The organism is Opitutia bacterium ISCC 52, from assembly GCA_014529675.2.
Taxonomy (GTDB): Bacteria; Verrucomicrobiota; Verrucomicrobiia; order Opitutales; family UBA2995; genus UBA2995.
On the sequence record CP076040.1, the window covers coordinates 2,619,569 to 2,645,461 of the forward strand.

The window sequence follows — 25,893 nt, forward strand, 5'->3', positions numbered from 1 at the left end:
GACAGAGCCGCAGAAATCCTAAACATGCCCTATCATATGGCTCACACCCTATCCCAATTTCTCCCAGACGATTTCCAGCCCGAGGATGGAATCTGCTTAATCGCAGGTAAAGAGCTCTACCCCGAACTCGTTGCAAATCGAATGCGTGAGTCCGGAGTTCGCAGAAAGATCATTGCCTATGAAGGCGAGACGCGGGAAAGCCTCTACGAATCATTTAGTGAGGAGGACAGGATCCGCATCAAAGTAGGAAAATTAGGCAAAATGCTCAAAGCCTTGAAGTCCTATAATGTGAAATGGGCCTTGATGGCTGGTCAAATTACGCCGGGGCGTCTTTTCAAGGACCTTTATCCTGATCTGCGCGCAGTCACCTTGTTAGCGAAGCTCAAACAAAAGAACGCCGAAACCATCTTTGGAGCCATATCGGACGAAATCTCGAAGCTTGGCATAGAATTGGTAGACGCTCGTGCCTTTCTAGATAATCAAATGGCTGATGAAGGCCCTATGACTCAGGGCAAAGACAAGGTCCGGCCCGAATTCATCGAGCATGGCATAGAAATAGCCAAAGAAGTTGCCCGTTTGGATATTGGTCAAGGCGTCGTCATTCGCAAAGGAACGGTCGTTGCCGTTGAAGCCTTTGAAGGAACCGATCGCATGCTCGGCCGTGCAGGAAGTTTTCAAACCAACCAACTCGTGTTTATTAAAACAGTGAAACCCGGCCAGGATTACCGGTTCGATGTCCCTGTATTTGGAATGAAGACTTTGGAGGTGATGAAGGAATCCGGCATTCATCATGCCTATCTTGAAGCAAACAAGATCATCATCCTCGAAAAGGAGAAGGTCTTAAAACAGGCCTCACAATGGGGCATCCAGCTGGTAGGTTATTAATCCTGCTCAGAGTTCATTGAAAGCCGTAATTTTGTATCCCCCAAGCCATGCAAACACACGATCGGAAATCCGCTAAATAAATAGTCCAAATGCTAGAACTCCGCCCAAACTGTGAACTTTGCGACAAAGATCTTCCGCCAGATTCAAAGAAAGCCTATATCTGCTCCTACGAATGCACCTTTTGTTCTTCCTGTATTGAAGAAGTGCTAAACAATGTCTGCCCAAATTGCGGAGGTGGATTCACTCTTCGCCCGATTCGACCTGTAATCGCCCATCGACCCACTACTAGTTTGAAGGATTAACCAGCCTCTACAGATCGGGTCCACACCAGGCTCAGTTTAAAGACATCAGTGCCTTTTCAGACTCTCTCAATACCATCGACCCCTCAGACCGATAATTTAATACCATGACAAAAATACGAATTCTACTCCTGACAGTATTCGCCTTGCTAAGTGTACACGCTTCCTTTGCTGACACCATTCATGGTGATCTAGTGACCTGGCACAAAGCCACCATCGATTTCGAAGGACCGAATAGTTCAGAAACCGGTGATATAAATCCATTCACTGACTACCGCCTGGATGTAGAATTCACAGGACCTTCAGGCCAGCGTTTTTCTATCCCAGGATATTTTGCTGCAGACGGGAATGCCGGCGAAAGCAGTGCGGAATCCGGAAACATATGGCGAGTTCACTTTTGTCCTGATGAATCAGGAAGCTGGAAATACCAAGCCAGCTTCGTAAAAGGCAAGATGGTTGCCGCTAACTTAAAAGGCGGAAAAAGCGCAGGCTATTTCGATGATACGAGAGGGACATTCGAAGTAAGCGATTCTGACAAAGCCCCAGGCAAAGATTTTCGCACCCAGGGTCGTCTTGCCTACGTGGGAAAACACTTTCTTCAATTTCAAAGATCCAAAGCGTATTTCCTGAAAGCAGGTGCTAATAGTCCGGAGGTATTTCTAGAGTACAAAGGCTTCGACAACACACCATCGAAACGTACCTACCCAGACCACATTCAAGATTGGAACCAAGACGACCCTACCTGGAAGAATGGTAAGGGCAAAGGCATCATCGGTGTCATCAACTACCTCTCTTCCCTGGGCGTCAATGCGCTCTACTTCCTACCCATGAATTCTTATGGTGATGGCAAGCAGGCTTGGCCGTGGATTGATGGCGACGCCATCTTGACCTACGACTGCTCTAAACTCGATCAATGGGAAGTCCTTTTCTCTCATATGACTCATAAAGGAGTCATGCCTCACTTCGTCTTAAGTGAAACTGAGAATGAAGCATTCTTCGAAATTCGCGAAACCGGACGTACGGGTGGCTTCGCCAAAAGCCGCAAAGTCTATTATCGAGAAATGGTCGCACGTTTCGGACACCACCCAGCCATCACCTGGAATATTGGAGAGGAAAACGGTTGGGCCCAGGGAGATGGCTACCACACTGCCAATACGGACGAACAGCGCATCCTCTTTTCCGCACACTTAAGAAAGCTCGTTCCTTACGATGACCACATCGTCATTCACAATGGCCCCTCATACGAAGACTGGATTTTTACGCCTCTATTAGGAAACAAGAATCTCACAGGTCCGGCGTTCCAGTGGAACTACGAAGAAGACATTTACGGAAAAACCCTGGAATGGCGCAACAAATCTGCAGCAGCGGGTCAACCTTGGGTCTTCGGTCTGGATGAACCCTTTATCAAAGAAACGAAGGTCCCCATGGAGGTTTGGAGGAAAAATGTAGTATGGGGCACATTCATGGCCGGAAGTGCAGGCGTTGAACTTTATATTGGCAAAGGGGATGACTTGAGGGTGCAGGATTATCGCCCTTTTGAGAAACACTACCAGACAGCGGTGAGGGCCATTCGTTTTCTCAGTGATCACACGACATTTAAAGCACTCGAACCACATGAAGATTTCGCAGACAACGCTTGGACGCTCTCGAAAGAAGGAGAGACATACTTGCTTTACCTGGCCGATGGAGGAACCACTGAAGTTAAACTTCCTGAAGGTGAATACTCGGCTCATTGGTTTGACCCCAGAAACGGGGGCGATCTTCAGCGTAGCTCCAAGAAAAGCCTGTCCGGCGGAAACAGCACTTCCATCGGCAATCCACCCAATTCAAGTGATGATGATTGGGTATGCCTGATAAGGAAAAATTGAGAACAAAACATGAAAACCATTTCATTTGATGACTTCTTGGGAGTTGAGCTGCGGGTAGGAGCAATCATTTCAGTCGATCCATTTCCGGAGGCGCAAAAACCTGCTTACATTCTTAAAGTCGACTTTGGCGAAGAGATTGGCATTCGCAAATCGAGTGCTCAAATCACCGAACTATACTCACGGGAGGAGCTGATTGGTCAGCAAGTAGTTGCCGTCGTAAACTTCCCCAAGAAGCAGATCGGACCCATTATGTCCGAGTGCCTGGTCACCGGCTTTCATAACCAGGAAGGTCAAGTCGCTCTTTGCGTACCCGACAAGCAGATACCTTTAGGCACAAAGCTCTTATAATCCTCGTGACTTCTTAATCGTCTCGTAGGCTTCGTTGACTTCCTTGAATTTCTCTTCGGCAAACTTCAGGAATTCTTCGGGTAGGCCTTTAGACACAATCTTGTCTGGGTGATATTCCATGACCTTGGCTCGATAGGCTTTTTTAACTTCAGCATCCGTCGCATCTGCTGTCAGACCAAGCACGGTGTAAGCAGGGTCCGCTGAAGGGGCAAGACGCGCCTTGAGCTCTTCAAATAAATGGCGCGGTATATTGAGGTAGCGAACCGTTTCTTCCAGTAAGTGCTCTTCTGCATGGTGGACCGTACCATCTGCAGCTGCCACTTGGAATAGCATTTCGAACAAAACCATACGCATATTCTGATCATACTGAAAATGCCGGGAAAACTCTGTAGCGTACTGACTATACGGGTACGCATCATCCTTAGCTCGATTGAATATATTAACAGCAAACATCCTTGCCTGCTTATCCAATCGCAGGTGATCACGCATGAATCCCTCTACGATTTTGATCTCCGCTTGAGTTACCTTTCCATCGGCTTTAGCCATCTTACCCAGCATCGCAAACGTAGAGGCGAAGAATACGGCCTGTTTTTGCTCCTGATTGGTGAATCCTGCCTCAGGAACCGGTCGGCCCGTGCCTGATTGCCGCTGAGAATCAGCAACAGCCTCCACCTGGCTATCGACAAATAAATGCCCAATAGCACCTCCAATGACTGCGCCTATGGGTCCCCCCATGAGCATCCCCATTCCTCCTCCGAGTATTTTACCTATCCAAGACATAAGAGTTACTTCTGTTTATGAATATGACGAGTTCTATCAATTTCAGTTCCAACGCGATTCTTTTCCTCAATCAGGCTTAAAAAACCGTTGAAAAGAGACCAGAGACCTTCGAGGCTTTATCCAATGCCTGTAACCCAACCTGCAGACAGCGACCTTAAATCCCAGCTTTCAAACCTCATCCAGGATCTTGGACGGCTTCAACGGCAAGCCATCCTAAAAAAGATTCCAGTCGTCATCCTATTCGAAGGTGCGGACGGAGCAGGAAAAGGCGCGCTCATCAATCGTCTCCTTCAATCCTTGGATCCGCGCGGATTTAAAGTGCACACCATGCACTCGCCCAGTGAAGAAGCCATCTACCGCCCTTTTCTCTGGCGATTTTGGATAAGAACCCCGGCAAGAGACCGCATGGCAATCTTCGATCGATCCTGGTACCGCCTGCTGTTGGACGATCGGGTCAATGAGGAGATATCTGACAAACAGGTGCCAAAAGTCGTTCGTGAGATTAAAAATTTCGAGCAACAGCTAACGAATGACGGAGTCGTCCTGATAAAGGTCTACCTGACGATCTCTGAGGAAAAGCAGGATCAAAGGCTGAACAAGCTCTCAAAAAATGCTTCGACCTCCTGGCGCGTCACCGAGAAAGATTGGAAACGCCATAAGTTGTATGACGAGTATCGGGAGAAGATGGAGGAAATGATCCATCTAACTCATCAGAAGCGTGCTCCCTGGGTCCGCATCGATTCTACCAATTTAAAGTCAGCAAACCTGGAGCTCCTCCAGACGGTAACCGACGAACTAAAAAGTGCACTTCAGGCCAAGGAAACTGCCGAAAAGCCCGTATCGAATCCTAAGCTAAAATGGGGCACCAAAAAGGGGTTCCCGGCACCGCTCGAAAAAGTCGATCTCTCCCAGACCATGGAACCGACGATCTATAAGGAGAAACGAAAACAGCTCCAGGAGAGTTTGCATGAATTGGAACACCAATTATACAAAAGTCGTCGCCCTGCCGTGCTGGCCTTTGAAGGTTGGGATGCTGCAGGTAAAGGGGGCGCCATCCGAAGATTAACCAAAAGCCTGGATCCCCGTGGCTATGATGTTTTCCCAACAGCCGCACCGAATGACTTGGAGCTCAGTCACCACTATATGTGGCGATTCTGGAATGATTTTCCCAAGGGCGGCCATATCGGCATCTATGATCGCAGTTGGTATGGACGAGTGATGGTCGAACGCTTGGAAGGTTTTTGCTCCGAAAAAGAGTGGAAACGCGCCTACGACGAAATCAATGAAACAGAAGAACACTGGTCCAACGGCGGAGCCATCATACTGAAGTTCTGGATACATATTGATAAAGAAGAACAATTGCGCCGATTCAAAGCTCGCGAGCAAAACCCACACAAACAGTGGAAAATCACCGACGAGGACTGGCGAAACCGCGACAAATGGGATGATTACAATGTCGCCATCAACGACATGATCCACCTTACCAATAAGCCCAATGCCCCCTGGATTATTGTTGAAGGAAATAATAAGCCCTATGCGCGCATCAAGGTTCTTGAAACGACTGTAAAAGCCCTTGAACAGGTGTTATAGATTTTATTTGCATATCACTCGGAACAACTTTCTCGCTCAAGCAACCAATACCCTATTCCATGCGACGCCTATTTATCACTTTCCTAGCCATTCTGCTGGGTTCCCTCATTCCTGGTCATGCTGAACTGGTCATCCTCGAGTTGTCGGAAGGCTACTCGATCAAAGGAGAGATCCTGCAGAAAAAGCGCGATACCTACTATGTGGACCTTGGATACGACATCGTTCAAATCCCTGAGTCCTCAGTATTACAGGTCATCGACGTCAGAGGAGAAACCGAAATCACCGAAATGAACACCGGTCAGCTGTTTATCGAAAGTGGGATTGACTCCACACAATCGGTTACGGAGCTGGTATCAGAATATGGAGAAGGTGTCGTTCTGATTGAGACTGCCACCGGTCTCGGTTCCGGATTTTTCATCCATGAAGATGGTTACCTCATCACCAACGAACATGTCATCTCTGGAGATGTAGAATTAAAAGTCACCGTATTTGAAGAAGGTGAATCCGATGGTAAAGAGCTCAGCCGCACCCTCTACGAAGACGTGGAGATCATCGCAGTATCACAAGAGTGGGATTTAGCACTCATCAAAATTAACGATAGCGAAAAGTCCTTTAAAGCCCTTCCCATTGGATCGGGCGGAGAACTCGATCAAGGACAGCGTGTATTTGCCTTGGGGAGCCCTCTTGGATTTGAGCGCTCAGTATCGGAAGGCATCGTCAGTTTGAAAAACCGAGTCATGCAGGGACGTCTCTTGATTCAAACAACAGCCGAGATTAATCCAGGAAACTCAGGCGGTCCTCTCCTCAACCTTTACGGAGAAGTCGTCGGTGTTAACAATTTAAAAATCGTTGCTTTCGGAGCCGAGGGTTTGGGTTTTGCCATCCCAGCTGAAATGGTGAAATTATTCATAGACAACCGCGACGCATTTGCTTTCGACCCTCGCAATCCCAACAACGGATTCAGATACAACAAACCTCCCAACGCCTCAGTCACTTTAGATGAAGATAATTAAAGGGTTCGTACGTGCGGCCACCCTTCTCTCCCTCTCATTAAACTTCAATGTCAGCCATGCTGCCCGTGAAGATCTTCCGACCCTGTTTGACGAGGATACACTGCTCTATTTGGAAATCCCCAGCATCCCACAATTGAAAGAGGACTGGGAAGCCAATCCTTTGTATGAGCTCTATCAAAGAGAGGAAGTAAAGGCGCTCGTCGATCAAACCATCGCAAACCTTAGTTCGGATACATTCCCCAAGAACGAAGAGAACGAATGGGATGAACAGGACCAGGAAATGATGGAAGGCCTTTTCACAGGTCAGTTGGCTATAGGAGTCTCTAACTTAGATTTCCTCTCTTTTTTCCCAGACCCAACTCTCTCTCTAGAAGACAATCAAAGCCGGGGAAAACCCATTCCGAATTTCTGGGTAGTCTTCGACTACGATGATGAGTCACTCTTTGATTTATTGGTCCAATCATTGGAAGACGATGAAAACGAATATAGAGAATACGAGGACTTCTATTTTGTTCTAGACCAGGAGTTCATCATTCTTTTCAACGAAGATATTGCTGCCATGTGCAAGGATGAAGAATCGGCCATCAAGTTCATCGAACGGTATCTTGGAAATGATTCCCAACCTACCCTTGCGGACAATGAGACCTTCCAAAATGGCTTTTCTCGCATGTATGAAAACAGCGAGATATTCTACTTTGCAGATCTCTCCGTCATCAGTGAGGTCGCCGAAGCAGCAGCCGAACAGTATGGCGAAATGTCCAATGCCATGGTTCAAAGCGGACAAATCGCCCCTAACGACATCATTCTGGATGCCTTGGGACTGGACGCGCTTCAAGGCTTGTCAGGTTCAATCGACCTCGACCCTTCCGAGCTAAGAACGCGCTCCTTTTTTCACTATGAAGAAAATGACGGATTTTTTGGTAAGCTCCTTGGCCACTATGGGCACTCATTACCGGATGCCAATTTCCTAAGCGACGATCTTCGACAAGTTTCTGTATCCAGTTTTGACATCAGCGGAATGCTACATGACCTGGAAGAAACGGTCGTTACCATCTCCCCTATGGCAGGCCAAATATATCTGGGCCAAAAGAGGCAAATCGAACAAACCCTGAGCATCCAGATTAACGAAGCCTTAATCGATAACTTTTCAGGAAGCCTCTACGTGGCAGCAGGTGAAACCCCCAACACTTCCGCTCAAGGCATAGCTGAAATTCTCCCGGGCATGGAGTCCTATTTCGACCAAGGTAATACGATCATCCTCGGCATCAATGACCGCTTATCTTTCGAGGCCTTAGTAGACGCTCTGCTCGGCAACTTCGATCGAATGGGCATGATCGGCAAACAGGATTACCTCGGCATCAGTAATTATGCCATGAAGACTCCTGAGCCAACGCCTGGACCTTCCATTTTCATTAGCGATCAACATATCTTTTTCGAACAAACCAATCCCGACTTCGCCAAACTGGTGGTTGCCTCCATGCAGGATAACACCAACCCCATTTTCGAACGGCAAGATGTGCAAGATGCATTGAATGAGCTTCCACATGACCCTATGAGCTTGGTATACAATGATGCTGAGAAGTTCATGGAATTCATGACAAAGCTGTTCAAGGGATTCGGATCGGCCATACCCGACAGGACTCCAGAAGAGGAAGAAGATAACCCACTCGCCAACCTGGAGATTCCTGTCATCGACGATTTCGAGTATTTTACCCTAGCAACTGGTTACAAAGAAGAAGAAGGACTCCACCAGGAAATCATCATGCGACCTAAATCCAATTAACGTGCGAAAACTAGCTTCCATTACACTCGGCCTTCTCAGCCTCGCTGCTGGCTATAATTCATCCCTAGCAGACGAAGGTAAGACAATTCTTCAAGGCCCCAATATAACCCAACTTGATTGGAACCTAAGAGCCCCACGATTTGCAGACCTGAACAATGACGGTCTGGATGACCTCGCGCTTATCAATAACTCTGAGGGCAAGATTGAGTTCTTAATACGGCAAAGCGATAAGAAGCAAAAGCGGAGTATTGGCAAAGAAGCCTCCAAGGCAAAATGGGAACCAGAGTTGGAAGACGGCTGGTTTGAGAAACGGTTTATGGTCCTTGAGCAATCGGCCTACGATTTGGGCCTCGCTGATTTCAATAAAGATGGCCGTATCGATCTGGCCATTACGGGAAACCGAGATGCCATCTCCGTCTATCTGCAAGACAAGGAAGGCGAATTTGAGCAATCCTGGACCTTCGATGAATTCACACCCAAGCAACGTGGCCGGACATTGGTACTAACCGACCTTAACCAAGATAAGCAGGAAGACATCATTGCGCTTGGAAGCGACAAGATTCTCATTTTCCTAAAGAGTAAAGGCGAACTGGATTTTACTATTTCGGAATTCTACGTTGAAGAGAATGCGGCCTGGAATCTAATCACCCCAGACCTCGATAACGACGAATTGCCGGATTTGATGTATTACCATTCGAATCAAAACGCACAGTTCCTCGCCTTGCGAATGCAGATCGAAGCTGGAGAATTTGGCCCAGAGATTCCGATTGAATTCAGTTCAGCCATTTACTCGCAACTACAAACGGCAAAGGACGCATCTCCTGCATTTATTTACTCCGATGGCCGAACCGGACAGGTAAAAGAATTCAGCGTAACTCAAGAAAGCTTCAATTCGGGAGATGCCTTCAAAGACATCCAATCATTCACCTACCCGGTAAACTCCAACATCCGCAGTGCGGCCCTTTACACGTGGGGTGATCTCAATGGAGACAAACGGACCGACCTGATCATTGGGGATGCCGAAGGTGCTCAGATCCAGGTATTCATGCAGGAGAAAAACGGTCTATTCTCCACTCAGCAAAACTTTCCAGCCTTCGCCTATTTGGATGGCGTTTCTATTCTCCAGCATCCCAAGACACAAAAGCCAATCATTGTTCAAATCAGCCAAAATGAAAGAATGGCCGGCATCTCCCAACTGAGCAAGGACGGGGAATTGCCCTTTCCAAGCTTACTGCCTCTTGAGGGCGAACCCGTGAAGCTGATAAGTGCTCACAAAGCTGCTGGTGGATTCAAGGGCATCGTGATTATCGAAAAAATCAGCCGAGACTATCACCTGACAGAGTTTGTTCTCAATAAAGAGAACGAATGGGAAGCAAATCGCCAAGAGCTGAAGGACTTAAAAAACGAGCCTCGAGGACTTGCCCTCGCCTACCTTGAGAAATCAAAGCCCTTCCTGGTTATACTTGGACAACGTGAAGCCTCACGATTTTTCAAATATGAAGAAGGAGCCTACGTAGAGGTAGCGAAAGAGGCCGCCCTCCGGAAGACCCTTCTCTATGACCTCTCTTCTGACCGCATTAACTTTTCCGATATGGACAAGGATGGGGTCGACGAGATCTTCATCGCAGACACGGGATTTTTGCGCAAAATAAAATATGACGCCGAGAAGGACGATTTCATAATAAGCGAACAGTTCAATACACCTAAGCGAAAACAGGATGCTCACCTGCCGATTCCCTACAACCGTGACGATTCCGGAGGAATGGTCTACTTCGACCCCAAGGATGATCACCTGTATTGGGCTGGCCAGGACAACCGTTCCAGCCTCCAGGGTAACAATCAAAAAGAATTGCCTCCCATAAAACCAGTTCTTGGAAGACACATTGACCTTGGGAAGGGACGCCAGGCATTGCTTATCGGTGGCGAAAAACGCTTTTACCTCCTCCCGGACGAAGGAGAACGATGGAAGCTCGATATCCACAATGATTTTTTCGAACCGGAAACAGAGGACGTGCGCTACTCCTTCCTCTATGCAACCAATCGCTCGGACGGGGATTCCATACAGCTTGTCGGTATCGACCCCAACCAACATATCCTTGAATTATTTTCCAAATCCGACGAAGGAACATGGTCACAGAACCTGGAGTTCACTTTGTTCGATCAAAACACACAGCGTGGAAATCAGCAGATCAACTACCAACCCAAAGATGTTGGAGTCCGAGACCTCAACAACGATGGTAAAGATGATCTGGTTCTCCTAGTCCACGATCGGTTGTTGATCTATTACTAGGCGGTCTGTCCCAGACTGATAGCATTTGCTACCCGATCAGTCCTGCAAACCCCTCACGGTAAGTCGGATACTCCGGCTGCCAACCAGTCGCTGCTTTTAACTTTTTATTGGATATAATCCGATTAGGAAGTTTTCCATTTGGCAGATGACGCTGACGGATTGATTTCTTTGGATTAAACTGTGGCATAGGATTCCCTGTCTTTTCTGCCAACCAAGAAACGACCTCCTCTTTTAATGCAGGTTGATCATCACTCACATTGTAAATGGTGTTGAGGGCAGACTCATCAGCCTCCCATACGCTCCAAATGGCAGAGCAGATGTCATCCACGTGTATTAAGTTGAGGTAGTTGCCCCCTTCTCCAGATAGCTCGATTTCTCCAGACCTGATCTGGTTCAATAAATAGTGACGATCAGGCCCATAGATCCCTGCTAAGCGTAAAATCGCCCAGTGATCTGGACCACTACGCTGAAGGAATCCTTCTGAGGTTTTAAGTATCTCGGAAGTTTCCGACTGAGGATCAAAGGGAGTGTCTTCAGTTACAATCTCACCATCACTGAAAGGATAAACACCTGTAGAACTGGTGTAGATAAGCCTCCCATTAAAGTCGCCAGTACAGTAGTGCAGCAGCGAGTGCATCCCCTCGATGTAGGCTCGCACATAGCCATCAACACCTCCACCTCCTGCACTCACGCAATTGAGGATGTAGTCAACCGGCTCAGTCACATCCTGATACCAGGCTTGCTGCACTAAATCTGCCACGATCATCTCATAGCCTTCTTTGCGCAGGGCTTCTGCTTTCTCAGCGGAGCGTGTCAATGCTGTCACACGCATCCCTCTATCAAGAGCCTGGCGAGCTACTCGTTTACCAAGGTAGCCCATTCCGCACACCAACAGGTGCTTTCCTTTAAATTCATTCTCCTCCATCAAAACAGAGGAATAAGTATCAGTTTTTAAAAATCATCAAGTCCTACCTCCTCAAGCTTGAAATCCGGGCCACAATTAGGTGAAAATCTTTGGCATGAGTAGCACTGCTTTATTTATTTTTCATGAAGGGCTGGAAGAACTCGAAGCCATCGCCCCACTCGATATATTAAGACGAGCGGGTGTTGAATGCACCACCGCATCTACAGGCCCACAGTTGGAAGTCACTGGAAAGAATGGAATCACCGTGAAAGCGGATGAGCTCTTTGAGGACATTGCTGAAAACAGTTACAACCTCGTGGTAATTCCCGGAGGACCGGGCGTGTATCCTCTTCGAGAGAATTCGAGAGTCATAGAATTTGTCCGCAACCATGCGGAGATTGGTAAACCCACTGCAGCTATCTGTGCCGCTCCATTGATCCTAAATGATGCAGAAGTATTGGAGGGCCGGGCCTATACGGCCCACTTCTCGGTGGCGGATGAACTTCCAGATATCGATGAAACAAGCACCGTCGTTACCGATGGCCACATCATCACTTCGCGTGGAGCGGGTACCGCGATTGAATTTGGTCTGGAACTAGCAAAGCGAATGACCAGTTCAGAAACCTCGCAAAACGTTGCAGAAAGCATTCACTTTTCTAAGGCAGGCCAACGCACTTGATAACTCGACGCAAAAAGAGAGCGGGCTTCACGGTCGTTGAACTACTCGTCGCCATTACGGTGATTGCTATTCTAACAGGCATTCTGTTCAGCGCTCTTAACCATAACGAGAATGCTCCTCGTCTCGATACCGCTCAGATGCTCCTTAGCCAGGCGTTTGCCAACGCCCGATCTCAAGCCATTCTAAAACGGAATCGCAGCCGCTTAATCCTCTATTCGACAGAACCGAGCAACCAGGAAGAATCTGACAAATTTCTTCGCTACTTTGGCGTGGTGGTAGAAACGGGACTCGATTCCGGACAATGGGAAAACGCCCTAAAAGGAGAATATTTACCGGAGGGAATTTTCTTCATCCCAGAATCAGGAGCTGCGCAGGTTACTTGGAATGAAGACAGGCCAACATCCAATAATAATGGGCAAACGATGAAGCTCAATTTCCCTTCCCTGAATCCGGAGACAGAAGGCTCGGGCTCAGATTGGAATTACTACGAGTTTAAGAGCACAGGTAGAATGACCGGCTTGAACAACAAAGTGGTGCGAAGCCTGGGTTCAAAGGTTCCCTGACCTATTTGATGAATCGGGTGATGTGAGTGCCTCGGCAAACGGGTTCGGTCGAAAATTCAAAATCCTACACTTTAAATGGCTCGACGAATCACAAATATAAGGGGGTTGCATTGTGCTCTGCTGCGGCATTGCAAGGATGCAATGGCCCTAACTCTTAGAATTAGAAGGGCAGGGCTAGAGCGCGTGCCTTGCCTCAGCCTTCAGGCGTCGGCTGGTCCCCGCTCTGCCGTTTGCTACATCCTAGTAATTGCATTCCTAACATTAATCATCCCGCCCCTCGGAGATGCACAAGCACCTCAAGAACCTACCAGAGAGATCCAGTTTTGGGCCTATCGGGTCGGCAGAGGGGACTGGGCTGGCATTCGATTTGAGGCACGTACAGAAGAAGTCGATACCTTGAGCCTAGGAAAGTTCATGAAAGGTCGCGTTCATGAATACCAAGGACCAGCAACTCTTACCTTCTTTCGAGAAGAGCCTGACCCGCTACCCAACTGATCCAGAAAACACCAAGCGCATTCCTATTGCTAGAACCTTGATCCCTGGTGGTGTCGAAAAAGCCATTCTGATTCTGACGACCGCACCCTCAGACTCGAGTAACAAATTCAATGTTCATTTTGTTGACGCTGATCCATCCAATTTTCCCATCAACAGCATTCGCGTGTTCAATGCCACAGGGGTTCGCTTAGCAGGAAAAGTGGGCACGCAAAATAGATATTTCGAACCGGGCATCTCTGATTCGTTCAGCTTGAACCCCTTTATAGATGAAGGCATTCCTGTCGCCTTTTTAGTAGAAACCAATGAAGGCCCTAAATTTGTTTTTGAAAAGGACTTGGAGTACGCAGAAAACCGTAGAGTCATTCTGCTGCTTGAACCTCCAAGGCGACGTGGCTCCTATAAGATTCAGGCAACCAACCTGATTGAACGAGTTGAGTGAAGTAGAATAGGCATCTTGCCTGTTTATAGTTCAAGAACGCCTATAACCCGTTGAGGCGATTCGTTTGTATAAACCGAAACCGCACTGCCTTGATTACGAAACCTCGGCGTTTGCAAAACACAGGCTGGAAGCTAGAGCTACTCTACCATTGAAAGGAATCTCTTCACCCCAACACTAAGGCTTCATGAATCCCAATCATTTTGATTTTCTTGTTATAGGCGGTGGCAGTGCCGGCTATGCTGCAGCTCGAACCGCCCGTGAGGTACTCGATCGAGTTGCTATCGTAGATGGAAGTGAACAGCTTGGTGGTCTCTGCATTCTGCGAGGCTGTATGCCATCTAAGACGCTGATCTACTCAGCTGAAGTGCTTCATCACGCTAAAAACGGAAAACTCTTTGGATTGGATATTCCGGAAGCGCGAGCAGACATGTCGCTCATTCATCAAAGGAAAGTAGATACGATCAAAGAGTTTTCAGATTATCGAGTCGAAGGCCTCGAAAGTGATAAATTTACTCTTTACCGAAACCGAGCTGAGTTCACCGGCCCTAATTCCATAAAGTTGGATGACGGTACCGAGTTAACGGCCGATAAGATTCTGATCTCAACGGGTTCGATCGTTCAGGTCCCCAACATACCGGGTCTTCGCGACCTGGAAGGCGTATGGACCAGCGATGAGGTACTTGATTTAGACTTTTTACCGGAATCGGTCATTGTATTGGGCGGTGGAATCGTTGCCAGTGAGCTCACCCAATTCCTGAATCGCGTGGGCAGCAAAGTCATCCAAATCCAGAGAAGCCCTCACATCCTAAAAGAGGTATCAACGGAAGCGGCAGAAGTCGTGGAAAAGGTGTTTCGTGAAGAAGGGGTTGAGCTCTATACCAACACAAGCATTAGCAAGATATCCAAGAATGAAGATGAATTTGAGGTCCAATTCGAACAAAACGGCGAGCAGATCATTCAAAAAGCCAAATACCTGTTCAACGCTCTGGGACGTGTTCCCAATACGGTCGGTCTCAATTTGGAAGCGGCCGGTATTTCAACCAACCGAAGCGGCCACATCAAAACGGGTTCCTACAATCAGACAGAGAACCCCCATGTATATGCGGCAGGTGATGTTGCGGGTCCCGTTGAAATTGTCCACGTGGCAATCATTCAAGGTGAAGCAGTAGCGAAGCACGCTACAGGCAGAAAAGTTAGAGAGCCGTCGGACTGGGACTTCCTGGGAGTGATATTTACAGATCCACAGATAGCATTGGCTGGAATGGATGAAAATATGCTTAAGCGGGAAGGCATCGAATATCTATCCGCAGATTATCCCTGGGATGATCATGGAAAATCCATTTTGATGGAGGCGAAGCACGGCTATGTCCGAGTATTCGCCGATCGAACGGGCAAGATTCTCGGTGCAGAGATTGTGGGCAAGGACGCCGGTGAACTCATTCACGCATTTTCCGTTGCGGTCAGTCTCAAGGCAACAGTCGTGGATCTTCTGAATGCTCCTTGGTATCACCCAACCTTGGCTGAGATGGTTACCTACCCACTCGAAGATATAGCCGACGAGCTCGGACTGGAGTATTAATAGCTGCTGCTACTCTTCAAAAATAACGACACGGAAGAATCCGCTGGGTAACAAGCTTCCAAGATCCACCACCAACTGATCGTTTTCCAAAGTATACAGCTGAGGATCAAGAGGGATCCAGACGGTCAACCCATCACTCGTTTGCACAATCGGTTTCGCGCTCTGATCAATGGGCCCCATACTTAAACTAGGATTGGGTCCATTTGTATACGTATAATATAAACGCGATTTGGCATCCTTGGGATCCAGGCCTGCTCGGTATTCGAAATAGTTATTATAGCTGTCTCCGTCTGGATCGGCCTCCATCGATGACACATTCGGGTCAGCCAATTCTTCGGCCGTGAAGTGAGCTTCCGCCCAATCTTCAAAGCTTTCTAAACGAATGAAAAAGGTATGATCCACTCCGGCATGAAATGCATCCACGTTGCTAGCCAGTTCGATGGGGCTTAACACATGACTACCAAAATTCGTTGTCCCCAGTTGTCCACTTTCGTTGAGCCCCATGCCATGCAAGATACCATCTTCGGTTAAGAAAAGCGAGTGACCTCCCCCGGAGCTAATGGCAACCACATCGGAAGCTATCGAAACAGGCGTGGATCGGTCTGCCTTGGTTCCATCTCCCAATTGGCCCAACTCATTCCATCCCATGCCCATCAACGAACCATCTTCCTTAATGTATAGACTCGAATACTCTCCGGCAGATATCGCTGCCACATTGGTATCGATCTCGAAAGGACTGTTTGTAACGGCAAACTCATCGGTACCCAATTCTCCATCGTCGTTAGTTCCCATACCAAGAAGCACCCCATCTGCCTTTAAATATAGACTATGTCCAAAACCCGCAGAAGCAGCGATGACATTGCTATCTAACATCACTGGAATTGTACGACTCAAATTGGTGACATCACCTAGCTGGCCACTTAGATTGTTCCCCATACCCCATAAATTACCATCGGAGGTTATATACAAAGAATGCCCTCCACCGGCAGATACAGACACGACATTGCTGGCAACTTCAACAGGAGCGCCCTCGACCACAGAATCCCCTGCCCCGAGTTGACCATCCTCATTCAGGCCGATTCCCCATAAAGTGCCATCAGCAGTTATATAGAGTGTGTGCCCCCAACCTGTATCCATAAAGATCACATCGTTTGCGACTTCGACAGGAGCATTTAAGGACAATGAGTATTGGTCGCCCATTTGATCAAAGAAGTTGTCACCTGTTCCGAGCAACACACCATCTTCGCGCAGAAATAAACTATAGAAGGTTGATGAAACAGCTTTGATTCCATCCAGGGTTTGTAGTGGCGCTGTAGTGAAGTTTTCTCCCGTTCCGAAACTCGAACGTTTTCCTAAACCATAGACCAACCCATCTTCCTTCACATACATAGCATAAAGGGATCCTCCGCTTACTTGCTTCACGTCGCTATCGATGATGATTGGAGTTGGACGCTCATTGGCAGTACCATCCCCAAGCTCACCTCTTAGGTTTGCTCCCATCCCAAGAAGCGTACCATCCAATTTTATATAGTAGGCATCAGATTGACCGCCTCCCACAAATGCGACTTCCGAATCGATGGGCATTGGATTTGAGCTATCGGCAAATGTTCCATCTCCGAACTGTCCTGCTCCGTTGTCGCCCATCGCCCAAAGCGTATTGTCGTCTTTAATAAAATGAGCGAAAGATCCTCCACCATCGGCCGACACCATCAGCACATCCTCGGAGATCTGCACGGGATTGAATTGGTCAACCAAGGTTCCATTTCCTAATTGACCAATAATGTTATCACCCATTGCCCACAGAGTATTATCGGACTTGATATAGAAGCTGAAATCGGCTCCGGCACTGATAGCAGCGACCCCTGTGTCTACCATAAACGGATTCAATCGCTTATCACTCGTACCATCGCCCAAAGCACCAAACTCATTGTAACCCATAGACCAAAGGGATCCGTCATTCTTCAAGAAAAGCGTGTGCCTGAATACGGTGCTAACGGCCGCCACTTCACTCGCTATTTCTACTGGAGAATCGCGATCCTCAGTGGTCCCATCTCCGAGCTGCCCATCCTGATTCGCGCCCACTCCGTATAGCTTGCCATCTTCTTTTATGTAGAGCGTATAACTAAAACCCCTAGCCATAGATACGACCTCGGTATCGATTTCGACATGGACGTTCTGGTTCTCGTCAACAGAAGGGCCCAGCAATTTCCCATTTTGCAATAGGATCAAACTTGCAAAAGCGCCCGCTTCGATTGAATCAACCCCGTATCTAAGTAACTCTGGAGTGTAGGCATCCCCTCCCGTCGAATCACCTAATTCACCCATTTCTTTAGATCCTATGCCAAACAAGGTACCGGCACCTTCATCGAGAAACCCACTGGTAGGTTGTTCGAAAATTTGTCCGTAGCTTGATAGTGCCCCTAAGAAGACTTGAAGAACAAGGACTAGAGCCAGCGCCGGTTTGAGGGAGAAAGAAAATCGCATAATTATTCAGGCAAAAACGGACATACTGCTGCTTTAAACACTGCAACAGCAAGCAATGTTTCAAACCGCCTTAATAAATAACCAATCGAGGAAGCTACTCTTCCAAATAGACGTGCTTGTAGTTACGCTCGTCGATGCTGTTTGAGTAATAGTTTTTCACCCGAGTATCTATCATATAGTTAACGGTGTAATGATAGACGGGAGCAATGGGCATTTCACTGAGAAGAATCTTCTCGGCTTGCTGAACCGTTTTTATTCGTAGTTCAGGATCCATGATTTCTGCGGCCGCTTTATAGAGCTTATCAAACTCCGGATTTGTCCATCCGGTATCATTATTGCCTGAATCGCTATTAAAAAGATCCAAGTACCCTTGGTAATCGAGTCCTCCGACCCATCCAGCCCTCACGATATCGAAATCGCCATTATCGCGAGCGTCGAGGTATACCTTCCATTCCATATTCACCAATCGGATTTCAATACCCAAGGTATTTTTCCACATTTGCTGGGCTGTTTCAGCAATGGCTTTATGTTGTTCAGAAGTATTAAACAGGATTTCCAATGTGGGGAATCCCTCTCCGTTTGGATAGCCAGCTTCAGCTAATAGGTTTTTAGCCTCTTCCACATTTTTTGAGAACGTGTAGTCCGGTTGATACTTGTTAGCCCCTGGAGGAACAAAGGAATAGGCCGATTGCTGCCCCCCTTGCGTAACTTCATTGACGATTAACTCACGGTCCAACGCCAAAGAAAGTGCCTTACGCACTCGTGCATCATTCAAGGGAGCTTTGCGTGTATTGAAGCCATAATAGTAAGTTCCCAAATATAAATGACTCCTGTAATCAGCAGGTTTCGTTTTCTCAAGCTCTTGAATGGCGTGAAGAGGAATATGACGAGCAATATGCACTTCGCCATTCAGATAAGATCGATATTGTGTATCCAAATTTTCGATGGGGAAGAAATGTGCTTTATTGAGGAGAACAGCTTCTCGGTCCCAGTAATGCGGATTGGGCTCAACCGAAAGTACCGTATTGGTGGACCATTCACCCAACTGAAAGGGGCCATTAGTCACGATATTGCCCGGTCGAATCCAAGCGGTCCCACGTTGATCCATCTCTCCATGCGCCTCCACCGTAGCCTTGTGCACGGGGTAAAAATACTGCCCGCTTGCCATGTATAGCAGAAATGGCGGATTTGGATGATCTAAGTGAAACTCCAGAGTATAATCATCCACCACTTTACAACCTACCTGGTCGAAATCGGTTACCTCTCCTTTGTTGTATGGCAGGCAATTAGAAATACTTGTCATGAAAGTAATATAAGGGGAGGCCATTTTTGGAGATATGCTTCGTTTGAAGCTGTAGTGAAAATCATGAGCAGTAAGTGAATCTCCATTCGACCATTTCAGGTCCTTGCGTAGAAAAAAAGTGTAGGTCTTGCCATCCTCACTCACTTCCCAACTTTCGGCCGCAGCCGGAATCATATCAAGCGTCTGGTAGTTGAACACAACAAGCCCCTCAAACAAATTTCTCACAATCTGCATCTCTGGAACCCCGGTCACGATGTGAGGATCCAGAGACTGAGGCTCAGCTCCGTTCGCAATGTAAAGCTCCTGATTCTTTACAGCCCTATCAACCACACGTTCACGAGGCCCACAGGCGGTAAACAGAAAACCGGATAAGAGGATAAGTATTGAGAAACCGCCTTTAGTCAGGCGCCGATCAAGTCGAAGATGGGGTGATATCATTGGCTCGATCCTAGGCCCAACAGACCAACGATCAAGTCCAGACAACCAGCCTAGCTGACTTGAGGATATTTTGACAAAGCTGTGGAAAGGTCGATGGCTCCTTCGTAAATAGCTTTCCCGGTGATCACTCCATCCAGATTGCTGTGGCGACCATCCAACACGGCAAGATTATCCAGGTCTTCCATGCGGGAAACCCCTCCGCTTGCAATAATATTGGCTGAACAGTTATTAAGCATTTCTTCCTGCGCTTCCAGATTGGGTCCCGTCATCATGCCATCAGTACTGATATCGGTGTAAATGATAGTTCGAACCCCAAAGTCAGAGACCTGTTTGGCCAAACCCAATGCTGTTACGTCAGAGGTATCTACCCAGCCCTTAACCGCGACAAGCCCGTCTTTAGCATCAATGCCAACGGCAATTTTATCACCAAATTCTTGCACGAGCTCTCTTACGAATTCGGGCTCCGAACAAGCACGTGTACCAATAACCGCTCGGGAAACGCCAGCGTCGAACGCAGCCTTCACAGAAGCTCTGTCCCGCAATCCTCCACCCAACTGAACGTTAAGTCCCAGGGCGGCCACCTCCTCAACATGCTTAAGGTTGCTGCCAGTTCCGGTAAATGCCCCATCAAGATCTACCATGTGCATCCATGTCGTCCCTGACTCCATCCATACTTTGGCAGCGTCAGCTGGACGATCGTAATAGACCGTTTCCTGGTCCGCTTTTCCTTGAAGAAGGCGTACGGCCTTCCCGTTTTTGATATCGATGGCAGGATAAATAATCACACCTAAGGGGTTAGGTGGATTATCGGTACATGCAATCGAAATATGGGAATGTATTCTCTGACACCTGAACACGGACACCCTACCACAATTTTGGACTTCAACATTAACGAGACTTGTATTCCCAAAGCTAAATCCTGACTTGTCCCCACTCGCAACAACTCCACACTCCTCTGCATGTCCAATTCCGATTATCAAGTACCAGACTTTCTAAGAGAACTACTCGCCAGCCGCTCTCCTTCCGGGAATGAAGCAGAAGCCCAAGTTGTTTTTGATAAATTCATGGAGCCTAAGTCTGATCTTTATGAAAAAGACGTGTTAGGCAACCGCATCGCCACCCTCAACCCTGAGGGCGATCCGTCTGTCCTGCTTGCCGGGCACCTGGACGAGCTGGGCTTTATCATCAAATACATTGATGACTGCGGCTACCTGTTCTTCGACACTATCGGCGGCCACGACCGCATCATGATCTCGGGTCGTCGCGTTCGCATCAAAACCAAGAACGGCATTGTAAAGGGAGTAACCGGAAAGCGTGCCGTTCACCTCATGGATACCAGTGAGCGCGAGAAAGTACCAAAAATCCACAACATGTGGATCGATCTTGGCGTCGCCAATAAGAAGGAGGCCGAAGCACTCGTTCGTGTGGGAGACACAGTCACCTACGACCACGAGTTTGAAATGATCAATGGCTCAGTCGGCTCAGCTCGTGCCTTCGACAACAAGACGGGAGCCTACATCGCCGGAGAAGTTTTAAGACGATTGGCAGAGGAATCATCCCTCGCGGCCAAGGTGGTTTCTGTGGGCACCGCTCAAGAAGAAATAGGAGTTCGGGGTGCCGCTACCTCTACCTTTGCCGTAGCTCCAAACTATGGGATCGCTATCGATGTGAGCCACGCAACTGATTTTCCAGACGCCGACAATAAACAGTTCGGAGCATTCAAAATGGGAGGTGGCGCAATCATTTCGCGCGGACCACAACTCAATCCACTCGTTTGCGAATCTCTGATCGATGTGGCTGAGCAAGAGAACATCCCCTATCAAATTGAAGCTGAACGAGGCCTTATCGGAAACGACTCGCGCTCTATTCAGGTCGCCGGTCCCGGAGTAGCCACAGGTGCAATCGGCATTCCTCTGCGCTACATGCACACACCCAGCGAGATGGTTGATCTCGAAGATCTCGAAGCCTGCATCCAACTACTTGTAGCCTGGATAAAGACGCTGAAAAAAGGCGACCGAGGCATCGTTTAGAAAAGCAGAACTTAAGCTGCGTCCTTCGGCTCCGTCTCAGATTCGGACTCTGCAGCCTTGGTAGCAGCTTTCTTTTTTGCCTCTTTGGGCTTACGATTGATCTGTGGCTTCCGTTTGCCGTCTACAACGCCGGCAGTAATGACGACTTCTTCGACATCTTCGAAGTGAGGTAACTCATACATGACATCCAGCATGATCTTCTCCATAATGGAGCGAAGAGCACGCGCACCCGTCTTGAGTTTTTTGGCCTGCTCAGCGATACCTTTAAGAGCGTCGTTATTGAACCGGAGCTGAACACCATCTAGTACGAACAATTTTTCATACTGCTTCACAAGTGCGTTCTTGGTGTCTTTTAAAATCTTTTGCAGGTCTTCAGCTGAAAGCTCTTCAAGAACGGTAGTCACAGGGAGACGACCAATAAACTCCGGAATCATTCCGAACTTCACCAGGTCTTCAGGCTCTAGTTTACTAACCGTGCTTTCGGCGGAATTGTCTTCTTCCACCACATGGGCTTGGTTGTAGCCGAGGAATCGCTGCCCGACCCGCTTGTTGATAATTTCTTCCAAGCCGACATACGCCCCACCACACACAAACAAGATGTTCTCCGTGTTGACCTGAACGTATTCCTGATTGGGGTGCTTGCGTCCACCTTGAGGCGGAACATTACAAATCGTTCCTTCCAGGATTTTAAGCAATGCCTGCTGTACCCCTTCACCGGATACATCCCGAGTGATCGATACATTGTCCGTCTTACGGCCAATCTTATCGATTTCATCTACATAGATAATACCGCACTCAGCTTTCTTAACGTCGTAGTTTGCAGACTGAAGGAGGCGAAGAACAATATTCTCAACGTCCTCACCTACGTAACCAGCTTCTGTAAGAGTGGTGGCATCCGCGATCGCGAAAGGCACATCTAAAAGTTTCGCCAACGTCCGAGCCAGGTAGGTTTTACCACTTCCTGTCGGACCAATCATTAGAATGTTGCTCTTCTCAATCTCAACATCAATCAACGACTCATCGATCTTACGATCGTGAGATTGGTTACGGTGCATCAACCGCTTGTAGTGATTGTATACCGCAACCGATAACACCTTCTTCGCGTGTTCCTGACCAACGACGTGCAAGTTAAGCTCAGAATTAATTTGCTGAGGCTTGAGCAGCTTGAAGGGAACAGACTCCTGAGGTTGTGCCGCTTTGACCTCGCGATCAATTACGGTCTTACACACATTCACGCAGGAATCACAAATGTACACTCCACCAGGTCCCGCAATCATCTTGCGGACTTCATTCTGCGACTTACCGCAGAAAGAACAAAAGGTTAACTTGGTAGATTTGGCCATAAACGATTAAGATGCTTTTTCGACTTCTTCCCTTACTTCTATGACGTTGTCGACGATGCCATATTCCTTGGCTTCATCAGCGGTCATGTAGTAATCGCGGTCAGAGTCTTTTTCAACTTGCTCTTCGGTTTTTCCAGTGTGCTTGGAAATAACCTGATTCAAAGTTTGTTTCCAGCGATTGATCTCGCGAGCGGCAATGGTGATATCCGAAGTTTGTCCACCTGCTCCACCGGAAGGTTGGTGAATCATCACACGACTGTTTGGCAGGGCATAACGCTTACCGGGAGTTCCGGCAGCCAAAAGCACAGTCGCCATACTGGCGGCCATTCCGACACAGTAAGTAACCACATCGCAGCTCAGAAGGTTGATCGTATCGTATACGGCCATGCCTCCGGTAACTACTCCTCCAGGGGAGTTGATGTAGAGATTGATATCCTTTTTCGGGTCTTCCATTTCAAGGAAGAGCAATTGGGCGATCACCAAGTTGGCAATAGTGTCGTCGATGGGTGTACCAATAAACACGATACGGTCCTTCAACAGCCGGCTATAAATATCCATGGCACGTTCGCCACGGCCGGTATTTTCGATAACGTTGGGTACGTAAAAACTCACTTATTTCTTCTCCTCTTCGGGTTGGTCGATGGTTTCAGAGACGCTAGATTGTTCGACTAGAAAATCAAGTGTCTTGTTTATCAGTATGGATTCATGCATCGAACGCAAGCGGGCCTGGTCTTTTCTTAACTCTTTAGCAATTTGCTCAGGTTTTTGCTGCGTATACATCGCTTCTTGGAAGATCTGCATTTGAAAATCCTGGTCTTCCGGTTGAATACTCTCGGCTTCAGCTACCCTATTGAGGATCAGGTTGACCTTGACCCGGCGCTCAGCCTGTTTGCTCGCCTCCTCTTTCATCGCAGCCTGAGTAGCCTCGGGGTTCTCATCAGCCTGTTGAGACTGAGCTTGCTGCTGGAGCATGCCTTGGAGGATGCGCATGGCTTCACTTTCCACCGCAGATTGAGGCAATGCCACTTCTGAGTTTTCACTCAGGAAATTGATGATCTGCTCGCGCTTGATCTGATCGGACTCTTGCTGCTTACGGTTTGTAAGGTCTCTCTCCACATTTTCGCGCAACTGCTCCTCAGACTCGGCGTTGTTAGCCTTGAGGAACTCTTCATCCAATTCCGGGAGCTTCTTTTCTCTCACTTCCGAAATATTCACTTTATAAACTACCGTCTTTCCCTGGAGATCTTCCACGCGAAAGTCGTCTGGGAAGTTTACAGTGATTTCCTTCTCGTCGCCTTTCTTAAGCCCTACAAGCCCCTCAGCCAATCCAGGAAAATCGGCACGATCGGTGCCTGCTTCTTCCCAAGTAGAAGCCTGTTTGGTCAGCAAGGGTTGATCGGTCAGCGTTTCCGCTAGCGGTTTGTCGTCGAGAAATCCTTCATAGCCAAGCTGAACATAGTCTGTTGCAGCCGCGCCGTCTTCCTTTTCAACAAAGTCAGCCCGTTGGGAACGCATGGTGTATACGGTTTCTTCAATGTCCTTCTCCGTGACCTCAAATTCAGGGACTGTAACCGCGATACCTTTATATTCCGGAAGATCGAACTCGGGATCTACATCTACGGTGAATTCGATGGAGGCATCCTTACCGGACTCGATATCCCCTTCTTTCATGTCCACAATATTGAAGACCTTGAAATCATCGTGCTTTGTCACCTTCTCATAAGCCTCAGAGACGACCTTACGCTTTAGCTCTTCGGCCACATCTTTTCCGTATTTTTTCAGGATCATGGCCTCCGGCGCTTTACCTGGGCGAAAGCCGGGAATGCGGACCTGTTGGGAAAACTGTCCCAGTAGTTTCTTTTGCTCAATTGCGATATCCTTGGAGTCAACGGAGACGATGACTTTCTTTCTGGATTCGCTTACTTCCTCTACTTGTATGCTCACGGTAAATTTCTACGGTTCAATATGGATAAAAAAGCGCTTTATGATTATTTCCTAAATGACTGGGTCAATGACTAAATAGGTCGTTAAACACTTGATTTTTAAGCCGTTCGCTTTGACGTTGATTTCAAGGAGGCGGCTCCCTTTTCTCATTTTTCGAAATACAGATGATTGAACCACAAACCATAGCCTATCCGTTGTTACTAACGGATTGTAGCGCTCCCGGGGTACGAGCCGGAATCCTCGGAGAACACGGGTGGTTAGCTTACGTGAAGCTGGAAGGAGAGACTGGAACCAAGCTTTTTGAGGCGGTTAAGCAGTTACTGGCGGAAACAAACCTACAATTAGAAGAGCTCCAATCGTTCGTATATTGCGAAGGACCTGGGTCCACACTGGGTATTCGGATCAACTCCATGGCACTGAGAACCTGGGTAAGTATTAGCCCTAATGTTCAGACCATTTATACCTACCGGAGCTTGGAAGCAACTGGCATGCTGATCGCATTGGAGCGAAAGGATGAAAATACATTTACCGTTCTTTCGGATCTTAGAAAGAACAGCTGGAATGCCTTACGGTTCGACCAGGAAACTGATTCTGATGAGATTCGAGTCGCTTCTGCGGAGGAACTGAGCGATAGGCCGGAGAAACGGTACTTTATTAAGCAACGCATTCATTCTCCCGGAATGCCTCCCGGCGCAGAGTTGATCGACTATGATTTGGAGGCTTTAGGCTCACAGCCCCATTTTCTTGCGTCCCTGAGAAAGGTAGAAAAGCCCGAGATCTTTCAAACCACGACAACGGAGTTCCAGAAATGGACTCCCAACCGGCACCGCTGAATC

At 47.9% G+C, this 25,893-nt stretch carries 22 protein-coding genes; 14 read left to right on the forward strand and 8 right to left on the reverse strand.

Translation table 11 applies throughout. The annotated features are described in order from the left end of the window. The first annotated feature begins 36 nt into the window (after window positions 1–36). The 4 genes from lpxI to GA003_11145 all read left to right on the forward strand — a co-directional run bounded on the left by lpxI (window position 37) and on the right by GA003_11145 (window position 3,400). Window positions 37–885: a UDP-2,3-diacylglucosamine diphosphatase LpxI gene (gene lpxI / locus GA003_11130; protein QXD30415.1), complete on the forward strand. Its 849-nt coding sequence runs from the start codon at window positions 37–39 to the stop codon at window positions 883–885. An 89-nt stretch (window positions 886–974) separates the two neighbouring features. Next, window positions 975–1,187 (forward strand): DUF1272 domain-containing protein, encoded by a 213-nt coding sequence (locus GA003_11135; GenBank protein QXD26599.1) that lies wholly within the window; start codon window positions 975–977, stop codon window positions 1,185–1,187. 104 nt (window positions 1,188–1,291) lie between these two features. Next, window positions 1,292–3,052, forward strand: coding sequence for a DUF5060 domain-containing protein (locus GA003_11140; protein QXD26600.1), 1,761 nt, complete (start codon window positions 1,292–1,294; stop codon window positions 3,050–3,052). Between the two features lie 9 nt (window positions 3,053–3,061). After that, the gene (locus tag GA003_11145) at window positions 3,062–3,400 is read left to right on the forward strand and encodes a tRNA-binding protein (GenBank protein ID QXD26601.1); all 339 of its coding nucleotides are present in this window, start codon (window positions 3,062–3,064) and stop codon (window positions 3,398–3,400) included. Here the strand turns inward: GA003_11145 and GA003_11150 are convergent. Then, window positions 3,395–3,733, reverse strand: a complete 339-nt coding sequence (locus tag GA003_11150; protein ID QXD30416.1) for a DnaJ domain-containing protein — start codon at window positions 3,731–3,733, stop codon at window positions 3,395–3,397. The two genes, GA003_11145 and GA003_11150, sit on opposite strands and share 6 nt — an antisense overlap. 570 nt (window positions 3,734–4,303) lie before the next feature. On the opposite strand from GA003_11150, the gene pap reads away from it, so the two are divergent. The 4 genes from pap to GA003_11170 are packed head-to-tail and all read left to right on the forward strand — an operon-like array spanning window position 4,304 to window position 10,856. Further along, window positions 4,304–5,770: a polyphosphate:AMP phosphotransferase gene (pap, locus tag GA003_11155; protein QXD26602.1), complete on the forward strand. Its 1,467-nt coding sequence runs from the start codon at window positions 4,304–4,306 to the stop codon at window positions 5,768–5,770. 59 nt (window positions 5,771–5,829) lie between these two features. Beyond that, window positions 5,830–6,783, forward strand: a complete 954-nt coding sequence (locus tag GA003_11160; protein QXD26603.1) for a trypsin-like peptidase domain-containing protein — start codon at window positions 5,830–5,832, stop codon at window positions 6,781–6,783. Beyond that, window positions 6,770–8,566 (forward strand): hypothetical protein, encoded by a 1,797-nt coding sequence (locus GA003_11165; protein QXD26604.1) that lies wholly within the window; start codon window positions 6,770–6,772, stop codon window positions 8,564–8,566. The genes GA003_11160 and GA003_11165 overlap by 14 nt, the downstream gene beginning before the upstream one ends. 1 nt (window position 8,567) lies before the next feature. Then, a complete protein-coding gene (locus GA003_11170; protein QXD26605.1) occupies window positions 8,568–10,856 on the forward strand; it encodes a VCBS repeat-containing protein in 2,289 nt (762 codons plus the stop codon). A gap of 28 nt (window positions 10,857–10,884) precedes the next feature. Here the strand turns inward: GA003_11170 and GA003_11175 are convergent, their stop codons facing one another. Beyond that, the gene (locus GA003_11175) at window positions 10,885–11,781 is read right to left on the reverse strand and encodes an NAD-dependent epimerase/dehydratase family protein (GenBank protein QXD26606.1); all 897 of its coding nucleotides are present in this window, start codon (window positions 11,779–11,781) and stop codon (window positions 10,885–10,887) included. Window positions 11,782–11,875: 94 nt separating this feature from the next. Here GA003_11175 and GA003_11180 point away from each other — a divergent pair, with 94 nt between their 5' ends. The 4 genes from GA003_11180 (at window position 11,876) to GA003_11195 (ending at window position 15,515) form a co-directional block, all read left to right on the forward strand. Next, a complete protein-coding gene (locus GA003_11180) occupies window positions 11,876–12,439 on the forward strand; it encodes a DJ-1/PfpI family protein (GenBank protein QXD26607.1) in 564 nt (187 codons plus the stop codon). Then, entirely contained in the window at window positions 12,436–13,002 is a 567-nt protein-coding gene (locus tag GA003_11185) for a prepilin-type N-terminal cleavage/methylation domain-containing protein (GenBank protein QXD26608.1), read from the forward strand. Before GA003_11180 ends, GA003_11185 begins: the two co-directional genes overlap by 4 nt. A 430-nt stretch (window positions 13,003–13,432) precedes the next feature. Next, window positions 13,433–13,936, forward strand: coding sequence for a hypothetical protein (locus GA003_11190; protein QXD26609.1), 504 nt, complete (start codon window positions 13,433–13,435; stop codon window positions 13,934–13,936). Window positions 13,937–14,120: 184 nt separating this feature from the next. Next, window positions 14,121–15,515, forward strand: coding sequence for an FAD-dependent oxidoreductase (locus GA003_11195; protein ID QXD26610.1), 1,395 nt, complete (start codon window positions 14,121–14,123; stop codon window positions 15,513–15,515). Between the two features lie 9 nt (window positions 15,516–15,524). On the opposite strand, the gene GA003_11200 is transcribed toward GA003_11195, so the two are convergent. The 3 genes from GA003_11200 to hisA form a co-directional block, all read right to left on the reverse strand. Continuing rightward, a complete protein-coding gene (locus GA003_11200; protein QXD26611.1) occupies window positions 15,525–17,999 on the reverse strand; it encodes a hypothetical protein in 2,475 nt (824 codons plus the stop codon). Between the two features lie 94 nt (window positions 18,000–18,093). After that, window positions 18,094–19,740, reverse strand: coding sequence for a peptide ABC transporter substrate-binding protein (locus GA003_11205; GenBank protein QXD26612.1), 1,647 nt, complete (start codon window positions 19,738–19,740; stop codon window positions 18,094–18,096). Between the two features lie 50 nt (window positions 19,741–19,790). Continuing rightward, the gene (gene hisA / locus GA003_11210; GenBank protein ID QXD26613.1) at window positions 19,791–20,525 is read right to left on the reverse strand and encodes a 1-(5-phosphoribosyl)-5-[(5-phosphoribosylamino)methylideneamino]imidazole-4-carboxamide isomerase; all 735 of its coding nucleotides are present in this window, start codon (window positions 20,523–20,525) and stop codon (window positions 19,791–19,793) included. A 174-nt stretch (window positions 20,526–20,699) separates the two neighbouring features. Here hisA and GA003_11215 point away from each other — a divergent pair, with 174 nt between their 5' ends. After that, window positions 20,700–21,770, forward strand: a complete 1,071-nt coding sequence (locus GA003_11215; protein ID QXD26614.1) for a M20/M25/M40 family metallo-hydrolase — start codon at window positions 20,700–20,702, stop codon at window positions 21,768–21,770. Between the two features lie 11 nt (window positions 21,771–21,781). On the opposite strand, the gene clpX is transcribed toward GA003_11215, so the two are convergent. The 3 genes from clpX to tig are packed head-to-tail and all read right to left on the reverse strand — an operon-like array spanning window position 21,782 to window position 25,057. Next, the gene (gene clpX / locus GA003_11220) at window positions 21,782–23,113 is read right to left on the reverse strand and encodes an ATP-dependent Clp protease ATP-binding subunit ClpX (protein QXD26615.1); all 1,332 of its coding nucleotides are present in this window, start codon (window positions 23,111–23,113) and stop codon (window positions 21,782–21,784) included. 6 nt (window positions 23,114–23,119) lie between these two features. After that, on the reverse strand, window positions 23,120–23,725 hold the full coding sequence (locus GA003_11225) for an ATP-dependent Clp protease proteolytic subunit (GenBank protein QXD26616.1): 606 nt from the start codon (window positions 23,723–23,725) through the stop codon (window positions 23,120–23,122). Further along, on the reverse strand, window positions 23,726–25,057 hold the full coding sequence (gene tig / locus GA003_11230; GenBank protein ID QXD26617.1) for a trigger factor: 1,332 nt from the start codon (window positions 25,055–25,057) through the stop codon (window positions 23,726–23,728). Window positions 25,058–25,221: 164 nt separating this feature from the next. On the opposite strand from tig, the gene GA003_11235 reads away from it, so the two are divergent. Continuing rightward, complete coding sequence (locus GA003_11235) at window positions 25,222–25,890, forward strand: hypothetical protein (protein ID QXD26618.1); 669 nt, start codon at window positions 25,222–25,224, stop codon at window positions 25,888–25,890. Window positions 25,891–25,893: the final 3 nt, after the last annotated feature.